The sequence below is a fragment of the Priestia sp. YIM B13486 genome (assembly GCF_042787865.1).
Lineage (GTDB): Bacteria > Bacillota > Bacilli > Bacillales > Bacillaceae_H > Priestia > Priestia megaterium.
On sequence record NZ_JBHZOZ010000016.1, the window covers coordinates 1 to 20,958 of the forward strand.

General features: G+C 33.7%; 16 protein-coding genes and 2 pseudogenes. 11 read left to right on the forward strand and 7 right to left on the reverse strand.

Annotated features, from left to right (window positions below):
• A partial coding sequence (locus ACFX4G_RS25360; protein ID WP_377577745.1) for a hypothetical protein occupies positions 1-217 on the forward strand: 217 nt, incomplete at its 5' end.
• Positions 218-243: 26 nt separating this feature from the next.
• Here ACFX4G_RS25360 and hemA read toward each other — a convergent pair.
• A pseudogene (gene hemA / locus ACFX4G_RS25365) lies at positions 244-1,476 on the reverse strand (5-aminolevulinate synthase).
• Between the two features lie 493 nt (positions 1,477-1,969).
• Between hemA and ACFX4G_RS25370 the strand changes: the two are divergent.
• On the forward strand, positions 1,970-2,878 hold the full coding sequence (locus ACFX4G_RS25370) for a DMT family transporter (RefSeq protein WP_043980854.1): 909 nt from the start codon (positions 1,970-1,972) through the stop codon (positions 2,876-2,878).
• A gap of 1,002 nt (positions 2,879-3,880) precedes the next feature.
• A pseudogene (nhaC, locus tag ACFX4G_RS25375) lies at positions 3,881-5,286 on the forward strand (Na+/H+ antiporter NhaC).
• A 727-nt stretch (positions 5,287-6,013) separates the two neighbouring features.
• On the opposite strand, the gene ACFX4G_RS28210 reads toward nhaC, so the two are convergent.
• A complete protein-coding gene (locus tag ACFX4G_RS28210; RefSeq protein ID WP_479692218.1) occupies positions 6,014-6,151 on the reverse strand; it encodes a hypothetical protein in 138 nt (45 codons plus the stop codon).
• Positions 6,152-6,469: 318 nt separating this feature from the next.
• On the opposite strand from ACFX4G_RS28210, the gene ACFX4G_RS25380 reads away from it, so the two are divergent.
• Genes ACFX4G_RS25380 through ACFX4G_RS25395 form a run of 4 tightly spaced genes read left to right on the forward strand, consistent with a single transcriptional unit; the run spans position 6,470 to position 10,484 of the window.
• On the forward strand, positions 6,470-6,598 hold the full coding sequence (locus ACFX4G_RS25380) for a hypothetical protein (protein WP_277813726.1): 129 nt from the start codon (positions 6,470-6,472) through the stop codon (positions 6,596-6,598).
• Positions 6,595-8,160: a spore germination protein gene (locus tag ACFX4G_RS25385; RefSeq protein ID WP_377577748.1), complete on the forward strand. Its 1,566-nt coding sequence runs from the start codon at positions 6,595-6,597 to the stop codon at positions 8,158-8,160. Before ACFX4G_RS25380 ends, ACFX4G_RS25385 begins: the two co-directional genes overlap by 4 nt.
• A gap of 24 nt (positions 8,161-8,184) precedes the next feature.
• A complete protein-coding gene (locus ACFX4G_RS25390; protein WP_377577875.1) occupies positions 8,185-9,273 on the forward strand; it encodes a spore germination protein in 1,089 nt (362 codons plus the stop codon).
• Positions 9,273-10,484: a Ger(x)C family spore germination protein gene (locus tag ACFX4G_RS25395; RefSeq protein WP_377577751.1), complete on the forward strand. Its 1,212-nt coding sequence runs from the start codon at positions 9,273-9,275 to the stop codon at positions 10,482-10,484. Before ACFX4G_RS25390 ends, ACFX4G_RS25395 begins: the two co-directional genes overlap by 1 nt.
• A gap of 95 nt (positions 10,485-10,579) precedes the next feature.
• Here the strand turns inward: ACFX4G_RS25395 and ACFX4G_RS25400 are convergent, their stop codons facing one another.
• The 4 genes from ACFX4G_RS25400 to ACFX4G_RS25415 all read right to left on the reverse strand — a co-directional run bounded on the left by ACFX4G_RS25400 (position 10,580) and on the right by ACFX4G_RS25415 (position 14,665).
• Entirely contained in the window at positions 10,580-10,852 is a 273-nt protein-coding gene (locus ACFX4G_RS25400) for an HU family DNA-binding protein (RefSeq protein ID WP_377577878.1), read from the reverse strand.
• 272 nt (positions 10,853-11,124) lie between these two features.
• Positions 11,125-12,471, reverse strand: a complete 1,347-nt coding sequence (brnQ, locus tag ACFX4G_RS25405; protein ID WP_043980842.1) for a branched-chain amino acid transport system II carrier protein — start codon at positions 12,469-12,471, stop codon at positions 11,125-11,127.
• Positions 12,472-12,753: 282 nt separating this feature from the next.
• On the reverse strand, positions 12,754-12,981 hold the full coding sequence (locus ACFX4G_RS25410; RefSeq protein WP_043980840.1) for a hypothetical protein: 228 nt from the start codon (positions 12,979-12,981) through the stop codon (positions 12,754-12,756).
• A gap of 49 nt (positions 12,982-13,030) precedes the next feature.
• Positions 13,031-14,665 (reverse strand): glutamate/serine transporter AimA, encoded by a 1,635-nt coding sequence (locus ACFX4G_RS25415; RefSeq protein ID WP_043980838.1) that lies wholly within the window; start codon positions 14,663-14,665, stop codon positions 13,031-13,033.
• A gap of 743 nt (positions 14,666-15,408) precedes the next feature.
• Here ACFX4G_RS25415 and ACFX4G_RS25420 point away from each other — a divergent pair.
• On the forward strand, positions 15,409-15,693 hold the full coding sequence (locus tag ACFX4G_RS25420; protein ID WP_043980836.1) for an AbrB/MazE/SpoVT family DNA-binding domain-containing protein: 285 nt from the start codon (positions 15,409-15,411) through the stop codon (positions 15,691-15,693).
• Positions 15,694-16,001: 308 nt separating this feature from the next.
• Here the strand turns inward: ACFX4G_RS25420 and ACFX4G_RS25425 are convergent, their stop codons facing one another.
• Positions 16,002-17,183, reverse strand: coding sequence for a YhgE/Pip domain-containing protein (locus ACFX4G_RS25425; protein WP_043980834.1), 1,182 nt, complete (start codon positions 17,181-17,183; stop codon positions 16,002-16,004).
• Between the two features lie 189 nt (positions 17,184-17,372).
• Between ACFX4G_RS25425 and ACFX4G_RS25430 the strand changes: the two genes are divergently transcribed.
• The 3 genes from ACFX4G_RS25430 to ACFX4G_RS25440 all read left to right on the forward strand — a co-directional run bounded on the left by ACFX4G_RS25430 (position 17,373) and on the right by ACFX4G_RS25440 (position 20,915).
• Entirely contained in the window at positions 17,373-17,981 is a 609-nt protein-coding gene (locus ACFX4G_RS25430) for a TetR/AcrR family transcriptional regulator (RefSeq protein WP_043980832.1), read from the forward strand.
• A 783-nt stretch (positions 17,982-18,764) separates the two neighbouring features.
• Positions 18,765-19,097 carry a carboxymuconolactone decarboxylase family protein gene (locus ACFX4G_RS25435; RefSeq protein ID WP_043980830.1) on the forward strand — a complete coding sequence of 111 codons (333 nt, stop codon included), beginning with the start codon at positions 18,765-18,767 and terminating at the stop codon, positions 19,095-19,097.
• A gap of 48 nt (positions 19,098-19,145) precedes the next feature.
• On the forward strand, positions 19,146-20,915 hold the full coding sequence (locus ACFX4G_RS25440) for a fatty acyl-AMP ligase (protein WP_377570515.1): 1,770 nt from the start codon (positions 19,146-19,148) through the stop codon (positions 20,913-20,915).
• Positions 20,916-20,958: the final 43 nt, after the last annotated feature.

Genomic DNA, 20,958 nt, shown 5'->3' on the forward strand with positions numbered 1-20,958 from the left:
TTCTACTAAGTTCAATACAACTTCTGGTACCACTCCCTTTTCAACTCTTTGTACTTTTTTAAGACTTCAATCTGTTGTTTTAAATATCGATTTTCAGCTTCTAACTTTGATGGAGTATCTTGAGAATGAGCCCCTTTTCGAGGGGTATATGTTTGCCCAACGGGCTGTGCCAGGCGATAGGATTCTCCATCTCTATGCCACCTCATCCATGTTTTGAAAGGTTTTTTTATGCTTTTCTAATTATTAAACGTATGCTAACTCTTTAGTGCTAGCAAAAGGAATATCAAAGTGATTAAAAACTTCTACTAAAGCTTCCGTAAGATGCTGTAGTTGTTCTTCAGAATGATTAGGAGTAACATTCACTCTAAAGCGTTCCGTCCCTACTGCTACTGTTGGTGAATTGATGGGTTGTAAATATACACCATGAATTTTTAATAATCTTTGAGCTGCTTCTTTACACTTTGATGCATCACCTATTAGAACAGGTAGAATATGTGTTTCACTGGAATCCATGATAGGAATACCCGCCTTGTTTAAGCGTTCTCTTAAAATATTAGTTTTATTTTGTAAAGCTGTTCTCTCTACTTCAGAGTTTTTTAAATGTTCTATGCTTGTATGACAAGCAGCTACGACTGCTGGAGGTAATGAAGTTGTAAAGATAAAACCAGATGCAAAAGATCTTACAGCATCTATTAGTGAGGCTGAAGCAGTTATATAGCCGCCAATGATACCAATTGCTTTAGCCATTGTTCCTTGTATAAAATCAACTTGATCAGCGATTCCTAACTGTGCAGCAATACCTGAGCCTCGAGGTCCGTACATTCCAATAGCATGAACTTCATCCAAGAAAGTAAGCGCATTATACTTCTTGGCAAGTGCTACAATCTCCTTAATTGGTGAAATATCTCCATCCATAGAATATACAGATTCAAAAACAATAATTTTAGGTCTATCAATAGGTTGTGCAGCAAGTAATTCTTCTAAATGAACAACATCATTATGTCTAAAAATATCCTTATCAGCTGAAGTACTACGAATACCATTAATGATTGATGCATGGTTTTTTTCATCTGAAAAGATTATACAATTTGGAAGTATTCTTAATAAACATTGGATTGTTGCATCATTTGAACCTTATCCAGTAGGGAAAACTAGAGCTGCTTCTTTACCATGCCATTCAGCTAAAGATTCTTCTAACTGAGTGTATTGATAATGAGTTCCTCCAATATTTCTTGATCCTCCAGATCCAGCACCATACATTTCAATAGCATTGTGCATTGCTTCTGTTACTTTTGGATGTTGTGACATTCCTAAATAATCATTACTACACCAAACAACGACAGGTTTTCCGTCTTGGGTACCGTCTAAATTTGCTAAAGGATATTGACCACTTATTCTATTAATCGTTACAAACTCACGATATTGACCACTTTTTTTTAGATCCTCTAACTTGTTTTTTACAATCATTTCGTACATATCATATAATCCCCCTGCAGAACTGTGAAAAATTTCTTTATCAAAAAATACAATAAATCCCTTGGTTATTTTTTGAATATATTCACTATAATAACAATTGGGCATTATTGTCAACTTTGATTTAAATATTAATATAATATTGAAAATTCTAATAAATTATAAAAGAGAACCTTTTTAAAGCTTTTTATTATCTGTTTTAACAGATAAATATCACTTAAATATTATATATAATATAACGTTATTTATTTTCTGATGAGATATAGGTAGAAAGGCTTTAAAAAATAGAAAATAATTAAGAGATTTATAATGTCTGTTTTTTAGTGTTGGTGAATTAAATAATTATATATTCTTATTTTGAACGACTTAATCATAAAATACAGGAAAAAACCAAATTTATATATATTGCCTTTTATAGATATTATTTCTTTTTATTTGTGTTACTATTTAAGAAGTTTATTCTATAATCTTTTTTTATTGAAAAGGAGTTCAGCATATGACTAACTTTATGTACATCTTTTGCTTATTCGCTTGGGGGCTAAATTTTATTGCTGTAAAAATTCAAGGTACCCCTATTAGTCTGGAGCTTTCTTTAACGTACAGGCTTTTAATTACAGCTGTCTTATTCATAATTTTAAGCGCATGTCTACGACCTAAAGACAAACCAAAAAGAAACGATATACCCTTTATTGTTATATTTGGTATCTGTAACTTTATGTTAAGTTATCTTTGCCTTTATTATGCAACAATCTTAAGCTCAGCTGCCATGGTAACATTAATCTTTTCTTTAAAAGTCATTTTAACCCCAATTGCACTACGAGTATTTTTAAAAGAATCTTTTCATCCTCGCATTTTATTGGGAGGGATACTAGGTGTTCTAGGAGTTTGTATTTTACTGTACCCAAGTATGGGAGATATTCATAGTTTCTCAGATTTAAAAGGAATATTAATTGCTTTATTAGGTACTATAATAACGGCTATTGGAGACGCTACATCAGCTAGAAACGCTAAGAATAAAGTAAATCCTTTATATGCAAATGCTATAGGTTTTACAGTTGGAGGAATATTATTAGGTACATTTGCACTCTCTAAAGGACAAGTAATTAGCTTTCCTCATTCTATTTCCTATTGGTCTGGGTTACTTTATCTAACTCTTATTGCTTCGTTTGGTGCATGGTTATTTTACTTGAAACTGGTCGAACAAATTGGTGGTGCTAAAAGTGGTTATATGGTAGCGCTTTTCCCTGCTATAGCAGGAATTGCATCAGTAGCAATTGGTGAATCAGCTCCATCTGTTTATCTGTTAGTGGGATGTATCTTTAGTTGTTTAGGGGCTGGTATAGCTTTAGGTATAGGATCTTACATATCTAAAATAAAAGTTAAAACAAATTCAATAAATAAATAATGAGTATAGTAACATATGTTCCATCCATTTTTCTTTTTTGGATGTTATATAAACAAAAGCGCTTGGGACTCTTAGTCCAAGCGCTTTTGTTTTCTCGGTGAATATTTTGAATTTTGTATTATACGAGATATATCGTAATTGGAAATGGTGAGGTTTTGCAAGTATCAAATTTAAATTTATTTCGCATGAAAATTTAATCCGTTGACTAATGTATCATGAAAGACAAATATAGTTAAGTTGAATTTAAAGCCTCAGTAGCAAAAATGTTTCATTTGGGACACATTCTCTCAAAAGTCATTGCAAAGACTTAATTAAACCGTGTCCATGAAACTATACTAACTCCACATATCCTAATCAATATTATCAATTATTTGTTGAACAATTTTCCCGGCAGATCTCCCATTTGTATAAATTAACTCTACATCAAAATCAAATAGATTGTACGCGAAATGAATAATAAATTACTTGATTTATCCTCGTGTTATAAATATAATGTAACTTAAGTACGCGAAAGGAACACAAAAAACCTAGAAATATAATTTTCTATTTTTCTTTGATTTTATTCAATATATTTCCTCTATACAAAAAAAGGAGATTCACTATAATGAAGTTACATCTTGAAATAGAGACTGTATTCTTTAAATGTCTAGGAAATATATGTAGAGAGATTTTAAATAACATCTTTTGAAAACGGTATCATTTTATTTTAAAGAATAAACATGGGAAACAATTAAGTATTTTCAAAAATACACAAATGTCTACAGCCATTGCTACTTCATGTTTGAACAAAGGATAAGGCATGTCTCTATATGCAGGGAGGGAGGAAGGAAGAAAAAATACATCAGGTTATCATTACACATTCGAGAAGCATGAACAAGAGAAGTGAGCGTTTCTAAATTAGTATGCATGTTAGACAAAAAACTGGATGCCAAGAAAGCCAAAAAAATAAGTATATTTTTTATAGCAAAATTATGAAAACGCTTTATTTGAGGGGGAACTACTATGAAAAACGTACGATTACCATCTATGTTAGAGATCATTTGCACATTGGGATTATTTTTAGGCATTGTCTTTTCTTTTACTGTAATTTTTGACTTACCTATACAGCTAGCGTTGTTTATTTCATGGTTCCTTGTCATTTTACTTGGATTACGTTTGGGACACCGATACCAAGAATTACAAGGAGCTATTACCAGTGGCATCTCGAATGGTCTTGAAGCTATATTGATTCTCGTTTCGGTCGGTGCTCTTATTGGGACTTGGATTGCAGGAGGAGTTGTACCAACACTTATTTACTATGGGTTAGAGTTTATCCATCCAAGTATTTTTTTATTAGCCACACTCGTTATTTGCTCACTTACCTCTTTAGCTACAGGCACATCATGGGGAACTGTTGGAACTGCTGGAATTGCTATGATAGCAATCGGAGAGGGACTTGGTATTCCTCTTCCACTTGTAGCTGGTGCTGTTCTTTCTGGTGCATATTTTGGAGATAAGTTATCTCCACTATCTGACAGTACGGTGCTTGCAGCATCAATGTCGAAAGTGGATGTAATTGCACACGTACGTGCCATGTTATATTTAGATATTCCTGCATACGTTATCACGGCTATTCTTTTTACTGTCACAGGTTTTATGTATGGAGGTAAAAATACAGACTTAGAAAAAGTAGAATTTCTTAAGACTTCATTACTTAAAACCTTTGATATTCATGTTTGGATGCTGATACCTGCCGTATTTGTAATTCTTATGCTTGCATTAAAAAAACCCTCTATGCCTACGATTGTTATGGGGGCCTTTCTTGGAGTGATTTGGGCTTTTGTGTTCCAAGGCATGAATATTGCCGATGCTCTTGGTACTGCTTATGAAGGTTTCTCAATTAATACTGGGATCGACTTCATAGATACTCTCCTAAACCGGGGAGGAATCGAAGGAATGCTGGGGTCAGTGGTCGTAATTATTTTTGGGTTAGGATTTGGAGGATTGTTGGAGCATTTAGGAGTATTAAAAGTAATTGTTTCTAAGTTTCAACACCGCCTAACATCAGCAGGGAACGTGACCTTATCTACTTTAATCGTTGTTTTTTAGCAAATGTATTTGGTTGTGCTATGTACGTTTCATTAATTTTAACCCCTAAAATTATGGCAGAAAGCTATGATAAATTACACATTGACCGAAGAGTACTGGCTCGCAACTCTGAAGTTGGTGGGACATTAACATCTGGTATGATTCCCTGGTCAGATAATGGAATTTTCATGGCGGGAATTTTAGGTATCTCTACCTTCTCCTACGTTCCATTCATGTGGTTAAGCTTTGTTTCCATCGCACTTGCTATTATTTATGGCTATACAGGGAAATTTATTTGGTATATTAAAGGTAATAGTTCTGATACTAAAAAAATTTCTTAGAAATCTAGAAATTTTGTTCCATTTGAAATGCTAGCTTCATGAGATAGCGTCAATATTCTATCAAAGATTTTTTGAATTGTAGGTGGAATTAATACGTAAGCTGTTCGGAGGATTCCATGAAGATTTATCTAAAATTAAATATATAATTTTTCATTTATATAGGATTTCGCCTCTGAACCAATAAATTTATATTTAGAAGACACTCATAGAGAGTGTCTTTTTTGCCGGTATGTAAAAAATTAATTTATAGTGATTTTATAAAATAGCGCAATAGGTTTACCTTTTAGTTTTAACGCACCTGTCATTTTTGAAGAACAGACGACCTTTTGAGCATCTGTTTTTTAGAATTTTTTCTTCATAATGGTAAATGGATTATTTGACTACTTCAATCTTTTTACATTAGAGGCCACTTATAGTGTATTCGACTTGTTAAAGTAACATCTTTAGTTAGAGTGATCATATGCTGTTTCTAATTGCTGTCTAGTTCTTTCCTCTTTCTCGCCCCCTATTGAGAGCCACTGTTTAATTTTCTCTAACCGGGAGTTAAATGCTCTTTAATATAAACCGGTTAATTGATATTCAAAGAAATGCTTTACTTTAATTTTTATAAATGCTCAGCATAGGAGGAAAAACCAAGTTATTGAAAGAGAAACCATTCTATTACCTCTTCCATGTATACGGGATCTTTCCCAAAATTTATAACTACATGATTGAATTTCCAGTAATTTTATATGCCGGGGTAAACATTATTGATAACATTGAATGGGGATTGAGCAAAAATACCTCCTAAACGATAGTTCTTAAAGAAATGATGATTAATAGTAGAAGGGATTTTATGAAGGGTGATTCCAGCATCAACTTCAATGACATATTGAACTGCTTAAATTGCTCTAATGATTCCTTCTTCTCCTTTCCAGTATCCATTTGGAAAGTGTTGAAATTCCCATGGCCTGAATTTACCTGGATAGGCATTTTCAATTATTCCATAGTAATTGCATCCATGTAGCTCCATGTTATTTGTAAATCAATATGCAGATCAGATTAAATTTCCGTTGTATAAGAAATAAAAAAGCGAATAATACTACTTGGTAAATAAAAGAATTTTCTATAGAATGAATAACGATATTTTACGGCTATTTATTACTAGAATTGCTTTGATATTGACACAAGTAGGGTGATTAGTATGTGGAAATCAATTGTTTCCTACCTTCCAGAATGGCCAGTTTTTGTACAAGCGTTTATGGTGTTTGTCATCCCGTATTTAATCTACAAATTATTTAGTGAGATTCGTAACTCAGAGGAAGAGCGATGAAAATGAAAAGATGGAAATCGAAAATGAGAAAAACAGGGGAATCCACTGACGAAAATGAAAGCAAACAGAAATCTGCGTCTCGAGATTCAATTAATCAGTTTACTGACGATCTCACTATAAATCTAGAAGTAATTAGAAAAGAAATTAGTCATAACTGGGACGTTCATTTTCGGGATTTTATTATAGGACGTACCGGTATCCAGGCATGTATTATTTTTGTGGAGGGACTATCAGATAAAGATCTCATTGATAAACATATTATGACATCATTGATGGTCGATTTTTCAGCAGAATACCAACAGGAACAGCCTTGTCTTTCAAATCAATTTATCAAAAACCAAGTGTTATCAATCAGTAATGTAGAAGAGGTCCATTCTATTAAAGAAGTAACATCAAAAGTTTTAACAGGCTCTACTGCACTTTTAATTGACGGATTATCACATGCATTCATTCTTGGTACAACTAAATTAAAAACAAGAACGATTGAAGAGCCCGTATCAGAAGCATTAGTGAGAGGTCCACGGGTAGGCTTCACTGAATCTTTAAGTGATAATACATCTCTTTTAAGAGGAAACGGGGACATTGAGAATTTGTCGCTCGTAAAATTTCAGGTAGGAAAGCGTTCCAAAAAAGACCTAGTTGTTGCTTATATAAACGAGATCGTTGATCCAGAATTAGTTGAAGAAGTAGAAAAGCGAATTAAGAAAATTGATCTTGATAATGTGCCCGAGTCAGGTTATGTCGAACAACTCATTGAAGACAATTACCTTAGCCCCTTTCCACAGGTACAGAATACCGAGCGTCCTGATCGCGTAATGGCTGCCTTGATGGAAGGTCGGGTTGCCATTTTATTAGATGGGACGCCTTTTGCTTTGATTGCTCCGGTTACATTTAGCATGATGTTACAGTCCCCGGAAGATTATTATGAAAGGTGGATTCCTGGTACATTCATTCGTTTTCTTCGTTATATCGCAGTGGTTCTTGCTCTTTTTACACCGGCTGTGTATATTGCGTTTATTTCGTTTCACCCAGGAATGATTCCCACTAAGTTAGCTATTTCCATTATAGGAACAAAGTCTGGAGTGCCATTTCCAGCCCTTATAGAAGCCTTATTCATGGAAGTAGCTATTGAAATCTTGAGGGAAGCCGGACTCCGATTACCAAAGCCAATTGGTCCAGCAATGGGAATTGTCGGAGGGTTAATCATTGGAGAAGCTGCAGTGCAGGCAGGGATCGTTAGCCCCATTTTGGTAATCGTAGTGGCGTTAACTGCCATTTCATCGTTTTCTATTCCGCAATATAGTGTAGGGATTACATTACGTATTCTTCGCTTCGCAGCCATGCTTTGTGCCGCCATCCTTGGATTATATGGCGTGGTTTTATTTTTCCTTTTCATGATGAGCCATTTAGTAAAACTAAAAAGTTTTGGTGTACCTTATATGAGTCCAGCTGTTCCTTATCGTTTAAGTGAATGGAAAGACTTGATGGTCCGTATGCCTCTTATGATGATGAAACGACGTCCAAAGATGATGCATACCAAAGATCCTTTACGTAAAGGATAACCTCTCATGAAAGGAAGAGGAAAAATGATTCTTAGTCCAAAAGACACAATAACAACTCCTCAAACAGCTGTTATTGTCATCAATTTTACCCTTGGCACGGGAATTCTCACCCTACCCAGAACATCTGTTGAGAAGGTACACACACCAGATGTATGGCTAACGGTTATTTTAGGTGGGCTAATCGCGATGATGGCAGGGATAATCATGGTAAAGCTAAGTCTACAGTTTCCTGAAAAAACCGTTTATCAATACAGTCAAGAAATTGTAGGAAAATGGGTCGGCAGTTTACTTAGTTTACTTATTGTCGGCTATTTTCTAACAACTTCTGGATTTCAAATTCGTTCATTAACAGAAGTAACAAAGTATTTATTGTTAGAAGGGACTCCTACCTGGGCTATTGTCATGCCATTTATGTGGGTGGGACTCTATTTAATCGTGGGAGGAATCAATCCGATTACTCGTCTATTTGAAATTATATTACCTATTACGGTTGTCATTTTTTTGATGGTTACCTTTATGAGCTTTAAAATATTTGAACTGGATAATTTACGCCCGGTTCTTGGGGAGGGAATTATCCCTATTCTCAAAGGGATAAAGACAACGAGTCTGGCATATACTGGACCAGAAATTATGCTACTACTTGTGGCGTTTATGAAAGAGCCGAGTAAAGCAGTAAAAGCTACTTTAAGTGGAATTTTTATGGCCTTAATTTTTTATATGATAACCGTTGTAATGGTCTTGGGGGCGTTATCAGTTGATGGAGTAGTTACGAGAACATGGCCAACACTTGATTTGATACGAAGTTTTGAATTAACCGGTTTAATCTTTGAACGGTTTGATTCCTTGTTACTGGTGGTATGGATGATGCAAATGTTTACTATCTTTACTATGGCTCATTATGCTGCTGCTCTGGGGCTGGCTCAACTTTTCAAAAAGAGCATCCATCCATTTATATATGGTGTAATTCCAATTATTTATTTAATTTCTATGACTCCCAAAAATATTAATGACGTATTTAAGCTGGGGGATATGGTGGGTACTCTTGCATTATTTTTATTTGGCTTACTTCCATTGCCTCTTCTTATTGTCGCAAAATGGAGGGGAGGAAAATAATGAATTTAAGTCGAAACAATATACGCTTTCTCTCAGTTTCGCTCCTTGTCCTTTTGCTCTTTCCTCTGACAGGCTGCTGGAGTAGTCATGAAATTGAAGAGCAAAGTTTTGGGGTAGGGGTGGCATATGATAAAGATAAGGAGTCTATGGTTGAAAAAGAATTTGATGAACAAGCAGAGGGATATCCAAAAAAGAATCTGATTACGTCAACCTACCAACTGATCACCCCACAAGTAGCAAGTTCAACAACTAAACAAGGAGGACCTCAGCAAAAATCTTACATGAATGTGTCTGAAACAGGAGATTCTGCTTTTCAAATAGTTCGTGAATTATCCTTAAGAAGTGATGCTCCTTTAACCAGTCCCCATATGAAAGTGATGGTTATTGGTGAGGCCCTTGCGCGATCATATAGTTTGGAACAATTAGTGGATCAAAATCTTCGTGACAATGATTTTAGACCAAGTTGTCTTGTACTTATTAGTAAAGGGAAAGCCAGCGACACACTCGAATCGAAAACAGGAGGAGAAATCCCAGCTTTACGTCTGGCTGGAATGATAGACAATACCTATCGAACAACGAGAATTTTACCTCCTATGTCTCTTATTAAATTAGAGAGTAAAATCCAATCAGGGTCTAGTTTTTTATTGCAAAATGTATTGTCAGCAAATGGAGAAATCAAATTTGAAGGTGCAGGTATAATTAAAGGAAAAACAAACAAAATGATTGGTTTTTTGAATGAGGAAGAACTAGATGGTCTGACTTGGATCACAGGAAAAGGGAAAGGAGGTCTAGTGAAAAGCTTTGATAAAAAGACCGGTCAGCTGATCGTGTATGAAATAGAGTCTATGAAAAGTCATATAAAACCCCATGTGAAAGGAAATAACATCTCCTTCGATGTACACATTAAATCAGAGGGAAGGCTATCTGAGAATTGGGTGGTCTCAGGAAATCCTTTAAAAAATCAATTTTTACAGAAGGCACAAAAAACTTCAGAAAAAGAAGTAAAGCATTTGATAAGGAACGTAAAAAAAAAAATGCAAAAAGAATATGAGGTTGATGTTGCGGGTTTCGGAAATCAATTGAGAATTAAGCATCCTAGGGTATGGATAAGAGTCAAAGACAATTGGGATCAAACAATTAGTGAAGTTCCCATTAACTATGATGTAAAATTAACGATTAAAGATTATGGAACATCAGGATCAAAAAAGTAAACCTCCAAGTTTAATTTTGCTTGTTTTAATCTCAAAAATGAAAGAAAGCTCAAAGGAATAACCTTTAGGCTTTCTAAAAAATATTTATCATATACTTATTTAACGGCTTCTTTTAATTCTTTTCCCGGTTTAAAAGCCGGAGCCTTTGAGGTCGGAATTGTCATTTCTTCACCTGTTTGAGGATTACGGCCTGTACGCTCTGCTCGTTCACGTACTTCAAATGTACCAAATCCAACTAATTGAATTTTTTCTTCTTTGGCAAGCGTATTAGAAATCGTTTCAAACAACGCATCTACAGCCTTTTTGGAATCCTGTTTCGTTAGTTCTGATTTTGTTGCAACTGCATCGATTAATTCAGCTTTTTTTATATGTAAATACCTCATTTCTTATTGCATATATAGTATGTATATGTAGAACATATCACAGTCTTTATAAAATGTTCAAATATAAGCACTCATTTGAGGATTTAAAAAGTTATCTAATAAACTAGATGCTGAGATTTGCTTTAAGACAAAATGAACCCTATTCAAGACAGAAGAAAATCGTCAAAAAGGGAGCTTTTCTCAATAAGAACAAAGCTTCCTTTTTGATGAGTTTCTCCTATTTTCAAATAGATGTAACCTTTGCATCAGAATATTTATTATTTATTCAGTCTAGATGACCTGTAATTAAGAAGGGTTTTTCCTTGTACTATGCTAAAACCTATTAATCCTCCAATAATAGCTGGAACAATCCAACCTAATCCTACTTTGTACATAGGGAGAACTCTAATAAAGAAACTATTAATAGATGAAATGTGAATACCACCCGTATTTAATCCATCAAATAGACTAATAATAAATGTCAAAAGTAAGCTCCCTTGATAAACTTCAGTTTTTCCTTTAAATAAAGGATGAAAAAAAGTTAAGAATATCAATACAATAGCTAATGGATAAATAGCTGTTAATAGAGGTATAGAAATAGCAATTAACTGTGTTAACCCGATGTTAGCAACGATTGCACTAAAACCACATAGACTAATAGCAAGTATTTTATAAGGTACCTTTGGAAATAGTTTATGAAAGAATGAAGAACAAGAAGCAACAAGTCCTACACTAGTTGTTAAACAAGCTACCGTAATCATTAATCCTAATAGTATTCCACCGTAAGCTCCAAAATAATAATTCGAGACTTTTACCAAAACAGTACCTCCGTTATCTAAGTGTCCAAGTTTTTCTACACTTGAAGCACCCATGTAAGAAAGAGCCGTATAAATGGTTATTAGGATAATCGCAGCAATTCCTGTTGCCTTTGCACAAATAGTCATAATGTGTTTTTTTGTTTTTGCGCCTTTTTCTTTAATAGCATTAATAATAATAATTCCAAAAACAAAAGCTGCAAGAGCATCCATCGTTAAATAACCTTCCTGAAATCCCTTGAAAAATGAGTGAATTTTATAGTTCTTCGTAGGTGCCTGAAAATCCCCAATCGGATTAATAAAAGCCACCGCTACAAGAATTCCAATAAATGTTAACTTAATAGGTGTTAGGAATTTTCCGATAATATTGATAGTTTTAACAGGGTTTAGTGAGAAAAAGCATGTGATGCTAAAAAAGATGATGGTGAAAATAAATAAAGGTATATGGTCTAGATCTTCCGCCAAAAAAGGTTTGACGCCTATCTCAAAAGAAACGGTTCCTGCTCTTGGTATGGAAAATAAAGGACCAATCGCTAAATAAAGTACGGTTGTAAATATAAGAGCAAACACAGGGTGTACGCGACTTGCTAGTGACTGTACATCATCTTTCCCTGAAAAACCAAATGCTAACACACCAAGTAACGGTAACCCAACTCCGGTTACTAAAAATCCGGCATTAGCTGACCAAATATTTATTCCTGCTGATTGACCAAGCATTGGTGGGAAAATTAAATTTCCTGCCCCGAAGAATAGAGCAAATAACATTAAACCAATAACTACTATAAATGAAAATGGCACTTTATCCGACATATAAAACCTCCATAAAATAACAACTTTCACTATTTTTATATAAATGAAACAAGAGGCCGAAAGAATGTACAGGGTTTTTTAGAGAACTTTTCGGCCTTTTTCTGTTTTGGCTTCTCGTGGCATTACGATAAATAGGAATTCGACTTTCCCTATAGCTCTCGAACATATGAGAAAAGAGAAAAAGATGCCCTAGGCATCTAATAAAACAAGTAAAATATCTCAATAACATCGTTAAAATAAGCTCTTGCTATTATAAGTAAATTCCTTTTTTTACGAGTTTTCCTATTCTAAATTATGCCCATGAGATAGGATGGACTTAAATCTTAAAATCTTTACATTTTGAATGAACACTCTTTCTTTTGTAGATATATCTAGTTTAGCTAACCTTACAATTTCATCTGGATTATTGATGGATTGGATGACTATAGAATTATTGATTATTTTATTGTTTTTTAATATAGAATAGTCTACCGTAAAGATCTTTAACTTTCCTACCTTATTTTTTACCATAACAACTATCTCCACATACTTATAAAATACTGGTACTAGAAATCAATTTTTATACAACTTTTTCTTTATCTAATTGAGATTCTATTGTTCTCTCCCTTAATCTCATTTCTTCATTTACTTTGGTGGCTTCCTTGAGGTATTCTGTCTTAAATCCACTCTTTACAGCCCAAACATAAAAAACAAGAGACAAACATGTAATGATCAGCATGTCCCAACCGTATGGAATAACATTTATTCCACCAAATTTTTCACTTCCTAAATATGAAATAACTATCATACATAATAAGTAAGTAACCATCCAAAGTCCTGCTAGGAAGTTCTTTTGAAATCCCTTCCATTTCAACTTTGCTTGATAATAAAAGTATATAGGAAGACCCATTATAATAATGAATAACACCTGTCCTGTAAGTGGCCATCTCGCCCAGTACAGAGTTAATGACGCAAATATAAAACCCAGTGGTGCAATAATACTTAATCCTTTTAGACGTAATGGTCTATAGAATTCTTTCCCCGTTCTTCTTAACGTCATAGCTGTAACAGGCCCTGTAATATAAGAGATTAATGTCGCAACTGAAATAATTTCAGCTAATACACCCCAACCTCTAAAGAGAAATAAAAAAATGAATGATACTGCTAAATTGAAAAACATTGCTTGACGTGGCACACCATAAATAGGATGCAATTTCCCTAAAACACCAGGTAAATATTTATTCTTTTCCATACCGTATATCATACGAGATGTAGTAGCCGTATAGGTGATTCCCGTTCCAGAAGGAGAAACAAATGCATCAGCGTACAATACAATCACAAGCCAGTTAATACCTAAAGCAATAGCCAAATCAGCAAATGGAGAGTTGAAATTAAGGTGACTCCATCCATGAACAACCATAGAAGGAGAAACTGCCCCAATAAATGCCACCTGTAATAAGATATAAATAACGGTAGCAATTAGAATCGATCCTACTACAGCTAATGGAATAGAACGCCCAGGATTCTTTGCTTCTCCAGCCATATTAATAGGGCTTTGAAAACCATTAAATGCAAATACAATACCGGACGTTGCTACCGCCGTCAGTACGCTTGCCCAACCATTTGGCGCGATGCCTTCTCCAGACGTAAAATTTCCACTATGAAAACCGGCAAATAGAAGTGATCCAATTGTTAAGCCAGGAATCACTATCTTAAAGATTGTGATGAGTGAATTTGCTTTGGAAAAGAGACTTACTGTCCAATAATTTAGTAAGAAATAAATAAGTAATAAAGCAGAAGCAATGCCTAATCCAGGTAAAGTAAGCGTGCCATTTTTCACTAAACTACTTGTCCACTTTGCCCATTCCCAGGGCCAAGAACTCATGTATTGTACAGATGCAACAGCTTCAACTGGGATAACAGATACAATAGCAATCCAGTTTGCCCAAGCAGCAATAAATCCAAGAAATGATCCATGAGAATATTGTGTATATTTAACCATACCTCCTGCTTCTGGAAACATAGATCCAAGCTCACTGTAAGAAAGTCCAATAAATAAAATAACAATCATACCGATAATCCAGGAAATAATAGCAGCAGGTCCAGCAATTTGAGCTGCTCTCCATGCCCCGAATAACCAACCTGAACCAATGATTGAACCTAGTCCAACCATTGTTAAAGAAAAAGTTCCCATCCTGCGATGTAAATGATTCATTTTTTAACCTCTCTCATATAAGTTGTAGTAATTATAGAAAGACTATTACATCCTCCAAAATCCCTTTCTTTATAAGGGAAGGATTATAGTAGATATTGTAGTCTGCTTAGCTTCAAAAGGAGTGGATACATCAGCGTAATTCGAAGAGATAGTGATACTCCTTTAAGTCATTAATAAGGATACAATGAGAGCAACTTTTTTTCTGTAGTTAGTTTATAAATATCTTCACTCCATTGAAGTGGAACTAAGAAAAGATAAACTAGTATTAAACGCTTTCATTTTTCTCCAGCGACATCGTATCTTTAATTTATACTAGGAACTATATAATCATACAGAAAACGACAAAAATTAAAAATTTTCTAAATTATTTTTTGTGAATGATTCGATAAGAAAGAAGTGCTTATTCTCCATTATTTAGATATAGAAACATTTAATGTTATCATATATGGATTTAAATATTTTTTACATATAAATAATTTAATGGATATTATTGGTTTTTTATGTAGATTTTTGTTTAATTCTGTAGTTTGTATCATAAAATGAGGCTTAATAAATCTTTGTTATTAGTTTAAATTCATATATTACTTTTATTAAAAGAAAAAGATAATAAGGTAATATAATACATTTTCGAGATGGGAATTACTCCAGCAAAAAATTCTCTTATGGAGATAATTTTTCACCAAAATACAATTAATTAATAACCATTATTAAATTGAAAGATAATTTAAATTAGGAGTGAGAAAATGAAGAAAATAGGGCTGATTAAGGGTCTAGGCAAATTTGGACGTGTCACATTCCCTAGTGAACTACGACGAACCTTAGGGATAAAAGGCAGTGAGAGTTATGTGGAAATGTTTATAGAAAATGAAACAATAATTATCGAAAAATGTGGTGAAAGTAAACCCTGTGCTATCACTGGTAAGGTAAGTGATAAAAATAAAGTGTATCTAGGTAATATCGTGCTAAGCTCAGAAGGAGAAAAGATTTTATTACAACAATTAATTGATATGAAAAAACAGATTGAATGACCATTCTTTCATTTTCACCTTCTAGGAGCTACATTCCTTTCAAAATATTTGGGTCGGCTCTTACGTTGCAATGCGACTTACTACTGTATTATATTCACACATTAATATGCTAAGGTTTCATATGTAGACTTATATAAAAGTGGTTATAAAAAACCAACACCAACTCCTGAAGTTTAAGATCAAGTATAGGCTTATAGCTCACATGTAATTAAAGATATCAAAAGATTAATTAAAACAAATAGGACCTTGAGAGGAGTAAGTTATATATCTTGCTCTTCTCAAGGTCTTTTTTTATTAATAAATAAAAATTACTTTTCTACAGCCACCCTTGGTTTTTCTTTACTTGTTGTTTTGAGTATAGAAAGTGACATGATTATAAATGAAGCCACACCTATCATTCCTAGAACAAATAAATAGCTTTCGATAGCATGCCCTGCAAAGTAGAAGATGTTACGTAGACCTTCTACGCTATATTTAAAGGGAACCCATGAATAAAACCAATCTTGAGTTACTGTAGGTAGAAACTCTGGAGGTAAATTTAATACCGGAATTGAGAAGAGAAAAAGTAAGATAAATAGTGGAACCCCTACTAATCCTAACCAATTTAAAATAGCGTTTTGAAGTAAATAAAACATAAATGCAGTAAAAAGTAAAAATAAGAATGTTGCCTGGAAGTCAGATATATTAACGTTTAATACATTATCAGTAAATAAAAGGACTGTAGAAGCAATGGCTGTTGCAAATAGTAGTCCTGCAACTAATTGAGCTAAAACAGATCGGGTACTTATACGGCCATTTGTAACCTTCTTCATAATAACAAAATGAATAACAGAACTAATAATGACCGCGATCCATATTATCTGTGTAAATAAAACAGGAGCATTCCCATTGGCTGTGTGATCTCCAACTTCGTTAATGGTTTCATTCTTCACAAGTAAAGGGCTGCTCAAAAGTTTTGCTTGCGAAGGAGTAATAGTAGCTTTTTTAGCTTCTAACTGGGTAAAAACTGTATCCTGAATTTGACCATTTATTTTAGAAAGCGATTGATCGATAACCTGTTTTGTTGTATTAGCAGCCGTGTAATGCATTCCTTGATTAATAATTACCTCTATCTCTGGCTTTTGTGGTGAAGGGGATTGAAGTGACATAATTTGTTGAGACATGCTCTCTGGAATGACAATAGTCGCATAGTATTTCTTTTCATTCATTGCACTGATAGCGTCTTCTCTTGTGTCAATCACTGACCACTTAAAGGGAATATCTTTATTATCTAGTAACGCTTCTCTATATTCCTCACCAGCATTTAGTTTTGTCTTATTAGGCAGTTCAGCACCTTTATCATTTACCACCAATGCAACAGGCAAGTCCTTCGGAGTGGGATTAACAATTGATCCTATGAAAGCAATACTGAAAATCATAACGACAATGATAATTCCTAGTAAGCTCCCCCAAAATCTTTTTTGTGAAAAAAAACTCTTAAATACGCACACGTAATCTCCCTCCTGAACATCTTGTTTTCATCGACAGAGCGTTGCATAAGAAACGCCCTGTTATATACAATGTAATTATATTCCTTATTCTCACATACTCAATAATCAATATTGCGCTATTTGTTATATATACAACACATGAGTCCTAAGTGTTAATTAAAAATGAAATCATAGACAGGTGATGAAAAAATGTTAAAGAAAACAGATTTGCGTGTTATTCGAACACGAAAAATGATTAAAGAATCGTTTATTGATTTAATTCAAGAGAAAGGCTATGAATCTATTACCATTAGGGATATTGCAGACAATGCATTAATTAACAGGGCTACCTTTTATCTTCACTATGTAGATAAGCAAGATTTGGTGGATAAATTAATTGACGAAGTTTTTGAGGAACTAACAGATATTATTAACCCTTGTATATACATTCAAAAGAAAAGGGTGAAAATATCAGAGTTTCAATCAATGATTGAAGCTATATTCACAAATATTTTCCACCATGCTACTTTTTATCAAATTATGTTAAGTGAAAAAGGGGTACATGGATTTAATGGCAAAATGCAAGGGGTTATTCTAGAGAAATTCAGAAAAGAATTCGCCACAATAAATTTACAAGAACAAAAATTTTCAACTCCTCCAGAATTATTAATACATTTCATTTCTTCAGCATTGATTGGTACTGTAGAATGGTGGGTTAATAATGATTTAGTCTACTCTCCTAAACATATGGCAGTGCAGTTAGTTAGCTTAATTACAATTGGTCCATTACAGTCTTCAGGTTTTGAAATTGAAGCATAAGATAAAATTTAACTTGTAAAGAGTTCCAAACTTACTTCAATAAGCAATTTTAAAAACATTAGCATCACCTAGGCTTTTATAAAAAATGGGATTATATCTAGGATAACTTCTAGAAGAGATCTTGAATGCAGATAGATATAATCCCTCACACTATCATTCTCATCTTTTAACTTCATTTCCAAATGTAAATTTCATTTTTTGAATTTTTTTTTGTAACATTCTTTTTTGGTGAAAATGGTAGCGTTGTCATATGTTTTAACATTCAAAAAAGCATTTGAGTGTTATAGAGACATATTATACATAGTGAATTTCTCACTTTTAAATAAAGATTCATCTGCCCTAAAAAAACATCTAAACTTTCTTATATCTTATAGTCCACTTATTTTTTTAAAACTTCCCAAAAATACCTCCTGAAATAAGTCTTGCTTTGATTTTATTAATATAATTTTAAGCATAATAATGTACTTATCTTAGTGAATGAATAGCCTTTAGTTTACCTCCTAAAAGTCTTGTAAAATAGTTATTAAATTATTCTTAAATTTCAAATAAAGTAATTGACAACCCAAAATATTGTTTGTAGAATCCATTTGTAGCTGATTTTTTTACAAATAGAGGTAATTATAGGTTAATTTTCTTCTATTTCGACTTAGTTAAATTTTACCATTGTGAAAAAGGGGTGGGAAAATCGTCCGACGATTAAATAAGTTTTTATTATTTTAAAGTAGTTTGTTTTATTCTTCATGATAGTTACTTATATTTGAACAATGAGGGGAGAAATAAAGGATGTCAGACGATACTTTATATAAAAAATCATATTTAAATAGATTAGGTGAATTAAAGGAAAGATCGCCAAAGGTTGCAGCAAAATTTATGCAGTTTGAACATGAAGTCTTTAATACGGGTACGATTCCTCCTAAAACAAAAGAGTTGATTGCTATTGCCGTGGCTCATACAACAGGATGTCCATATTGCATTGAAGCTCATGTAGCTAAGTATAAAAAACTAGGTGGAACTATGGATGAGATTTTAGAAGCAGTGACTGTAGCAGCTGCACTTAAAGCTGGTGCTGCAATTAGTCATAGCGTAAACGCCATCAATGCCTTTGAAAGAGAGTAGAATTTTTGATTTTGTGATTTTAGAACACTAAAAAGAGGTGTAGACCGCATGGAAAAGTTGATAGACAATCCTACTATTCCAAAAAGTAATTATTCTTCAATGATAGACTTGTTATCACATAAAGTGATGATACATCCTGAAAAAGTAGTCTACACATTTTTATCTAATGATAACCAAGATGAAACTAATATTACCTATCAAGAACTTCATATGTATGCTAAGCAAATCGCTGCTTACCTACAACATTTAGGTTTAGAAGGACAACGAGCTCTTTTAATGTATCCATCGGGGATAGACTATGTTAAAGCCTTTCTAGGATGTATCTATGCGAATGTAATACCCGTACCTGTGTACCCTCCCGGGTTAAGTCGAAATATGGAACGTTTAAAAGCAATTATGGATGATTCAGCTACTAATATCATCTTGACAACTACTCAACTGCATTCAAAAATAAGTTTTCATTTCTCAGATGAACTATCAAATATGAATCTAAAGTGGATTCCGATTGACGATATATCTTATGATTATCGGGATCAGTGGTCACAACCAAAGGTAGATAAAGAATCTTTAGCTTTTTTACAATATACTTCAGGATCTACATCTTCTCCTAAAGGAGTGATGGTCACTCATGGTAATATTTTGCACAATGAAGCCATGATCAAAGCAGCTTGTCAGCATAACGAGGATACAGTCATGCTCGGATGGCTACCAATGTATCATGATATGGGGTTAATAGGTAACATTCTACAACCACTATATCTTGGGGCTAAATGTGTATTTATGTCTCCAATGGATTTTTTACAAAAACCTTTTCGATGGCTAAGTGCTATTTCAAAGTACAAAGCAACTATTAGTGGTGGACCCAATTTTGCTTATGACTTATGTCTAAAAAAGATTACAGATGAACAAAAGGTGCAGCTTGATTTGAGTAGTTGGGAAGTTGCTTTTAATGGGGCTGAACCCGTGCGGTATGAAACTATTCAAAAGTTTGCCCAGGCTTTTAAAGATTGTGGTTTTAAACTAAATCAATTTTTTCCGTGCTACGGTATGGCTGAGGCAACTTTATTTATAACAGGTAATGAAAAATTAACAAAGCCTGTCTCCAAAGGCTTTTGCAAAGAAAGTCTTTTAGAAAATAAAGCTATAGAGCGACCTGTAAGTTCTGAATATTCAGTAAAATTAATTGGTTGTGGTATGACTTGGCTTAATCAAAAAGTAGAAATTGTTAATACTGATTCCTTATCCAAGTGTGCATCAAATGAAATAGGTGAAATTTGGGTTAAAGGAGACAGTATAGCAAAAGGATATTTTGGACGGAAACAAGAAACAAATTATGCGTTTAATAATATAGTAAAAGACACAAATGAAAATGGCTTTTTAAGAACTGGGGATTTAGGATTTTTTCATGAAGGCCAGCTTTTTGTAACAGGTAGACTAAAAGATGTCATTGTATTAAGAGGGAAAAACCATTACCCACAAGATATTGAATTAACTGTGGAAAAAGCAGATCAAGCTATTATTTCAGGAGCCAGTGCTGCGTTCTCTGTTGATATTAATGGGGAAGAAAAGTTGATTATAGTTGCCGAAATTGAACGTAAATATAGGCCTAGACCACACAAAGAAAGAGAATTAAAAGGTTATTTAGACAGTGTTTTAAGGAACATCCGTCAACAAGTAATGGAGGAACATGAAGTTCAGCCATACACTATTTACCTTTTAAAGACTAGCAGTATACCAAAAACATCTAGTGGGAAAATCCAAAGAAGTGCTTGTAAAAACGCGTATTTAAATAATGGTTTAGAGGTGTGGCATAATTAAATTCGTTCTTTTCCCTCTTTTCCTAATAAACTCATCCTACTAT

What these genes read in the sequence shown, in the direction of transcription:
- ACFX4G_RS25380 (WP_277813726.1), top strand. Translation starts at nt 6,470, where the DNA reads ATGTGGAAATCAATTGTTTCCTACCTTCCAGAATGGCCAGTTTTTGTA.
- ACFX4G_RS25415 (WP_043980838.1), bottom strand. Translation starts at nt 14,665, where the DNA reads ATGAATCATTTACATCGCAGGATGGGAACTTTTTCTTTAACAATGGTT.
- brnQ (WP_043980842.1), bottom strand. Translation starts at nt 12,471, where the DNA reads ATGTCGGATAAAGTGCCATTTTCATTTATAGTAGTTATTGGTTTAATG.
- ACFX4G_RS25435 (WP_043980830.1), top strand. Translation starts at nt 18,765, where the DNA reads ATGTCAGACGATACTTTATATAAAAAATCATATTTAAATAGATTAGGT.
- ACFX4G_RS25370 (WP_043980854.1), top strand. Translation starts at nt 1,970, where the DNA reads ATGACTAACTTTATGTACATCTTTTGCTTATTCGCTTGGGGGCTAAAT.
- ACFX4G_RS25440 (WP_377570515.1), top strand. Translation starts at nt 19,146, where the DNA reads ATGGAAAAGTTGATAGACAATCCTACTATTCCAAAAAGTAATTATTCT.
- ACFX4G_RS25410 (WP_043980840.1), bottom strand. Translation starts at nt 12,981, where the DNA reads ATGGTAAAAAATAAGGTAGGAAAGTTAAAGATCTTTACGGTAGACTAT.
- ACFX4G_RS25395 (WP_377577751.1), top strand. Translation starts at nt 9,273, where the DNA reads ATGAATTTAAGTCGAAACAATATACGCTTTCTCTCAGTTTCGCTCCTT.
- ACFX4G_RS25385 (WP_377577748.1), top strand. Translation starts at nt 6,595, where the DNA reads ATGAAAATGAAAAGATGGAAATCGAAAATGAGAAAAACAGGGGAATCC.
- ACFX4G_RS25420 (WP_043980836.1), top strand. Translation starts at nt 15,409, where the DNA reads ATGAAGAAAATAGGGCTGATTAAGGGTCTAGGCAAATTTGGACGTGTC.
- ACFX4G_RS25430 (WP_043980832.1), top strand. Translation starts at nt 17,373, where the DNA reads ATGTTAAAGAAAACAGATTTGCGTGTTATTCGAACACGAAAAATGATT.
- ACFX4G_RS25390 (WP_377577875.1), top strand. Translation starts at nt 8,185, where the DNA reads ATGATTCTTAGTCCAAAAGACACAATAACAACTCCTCAAACAGCTGTT.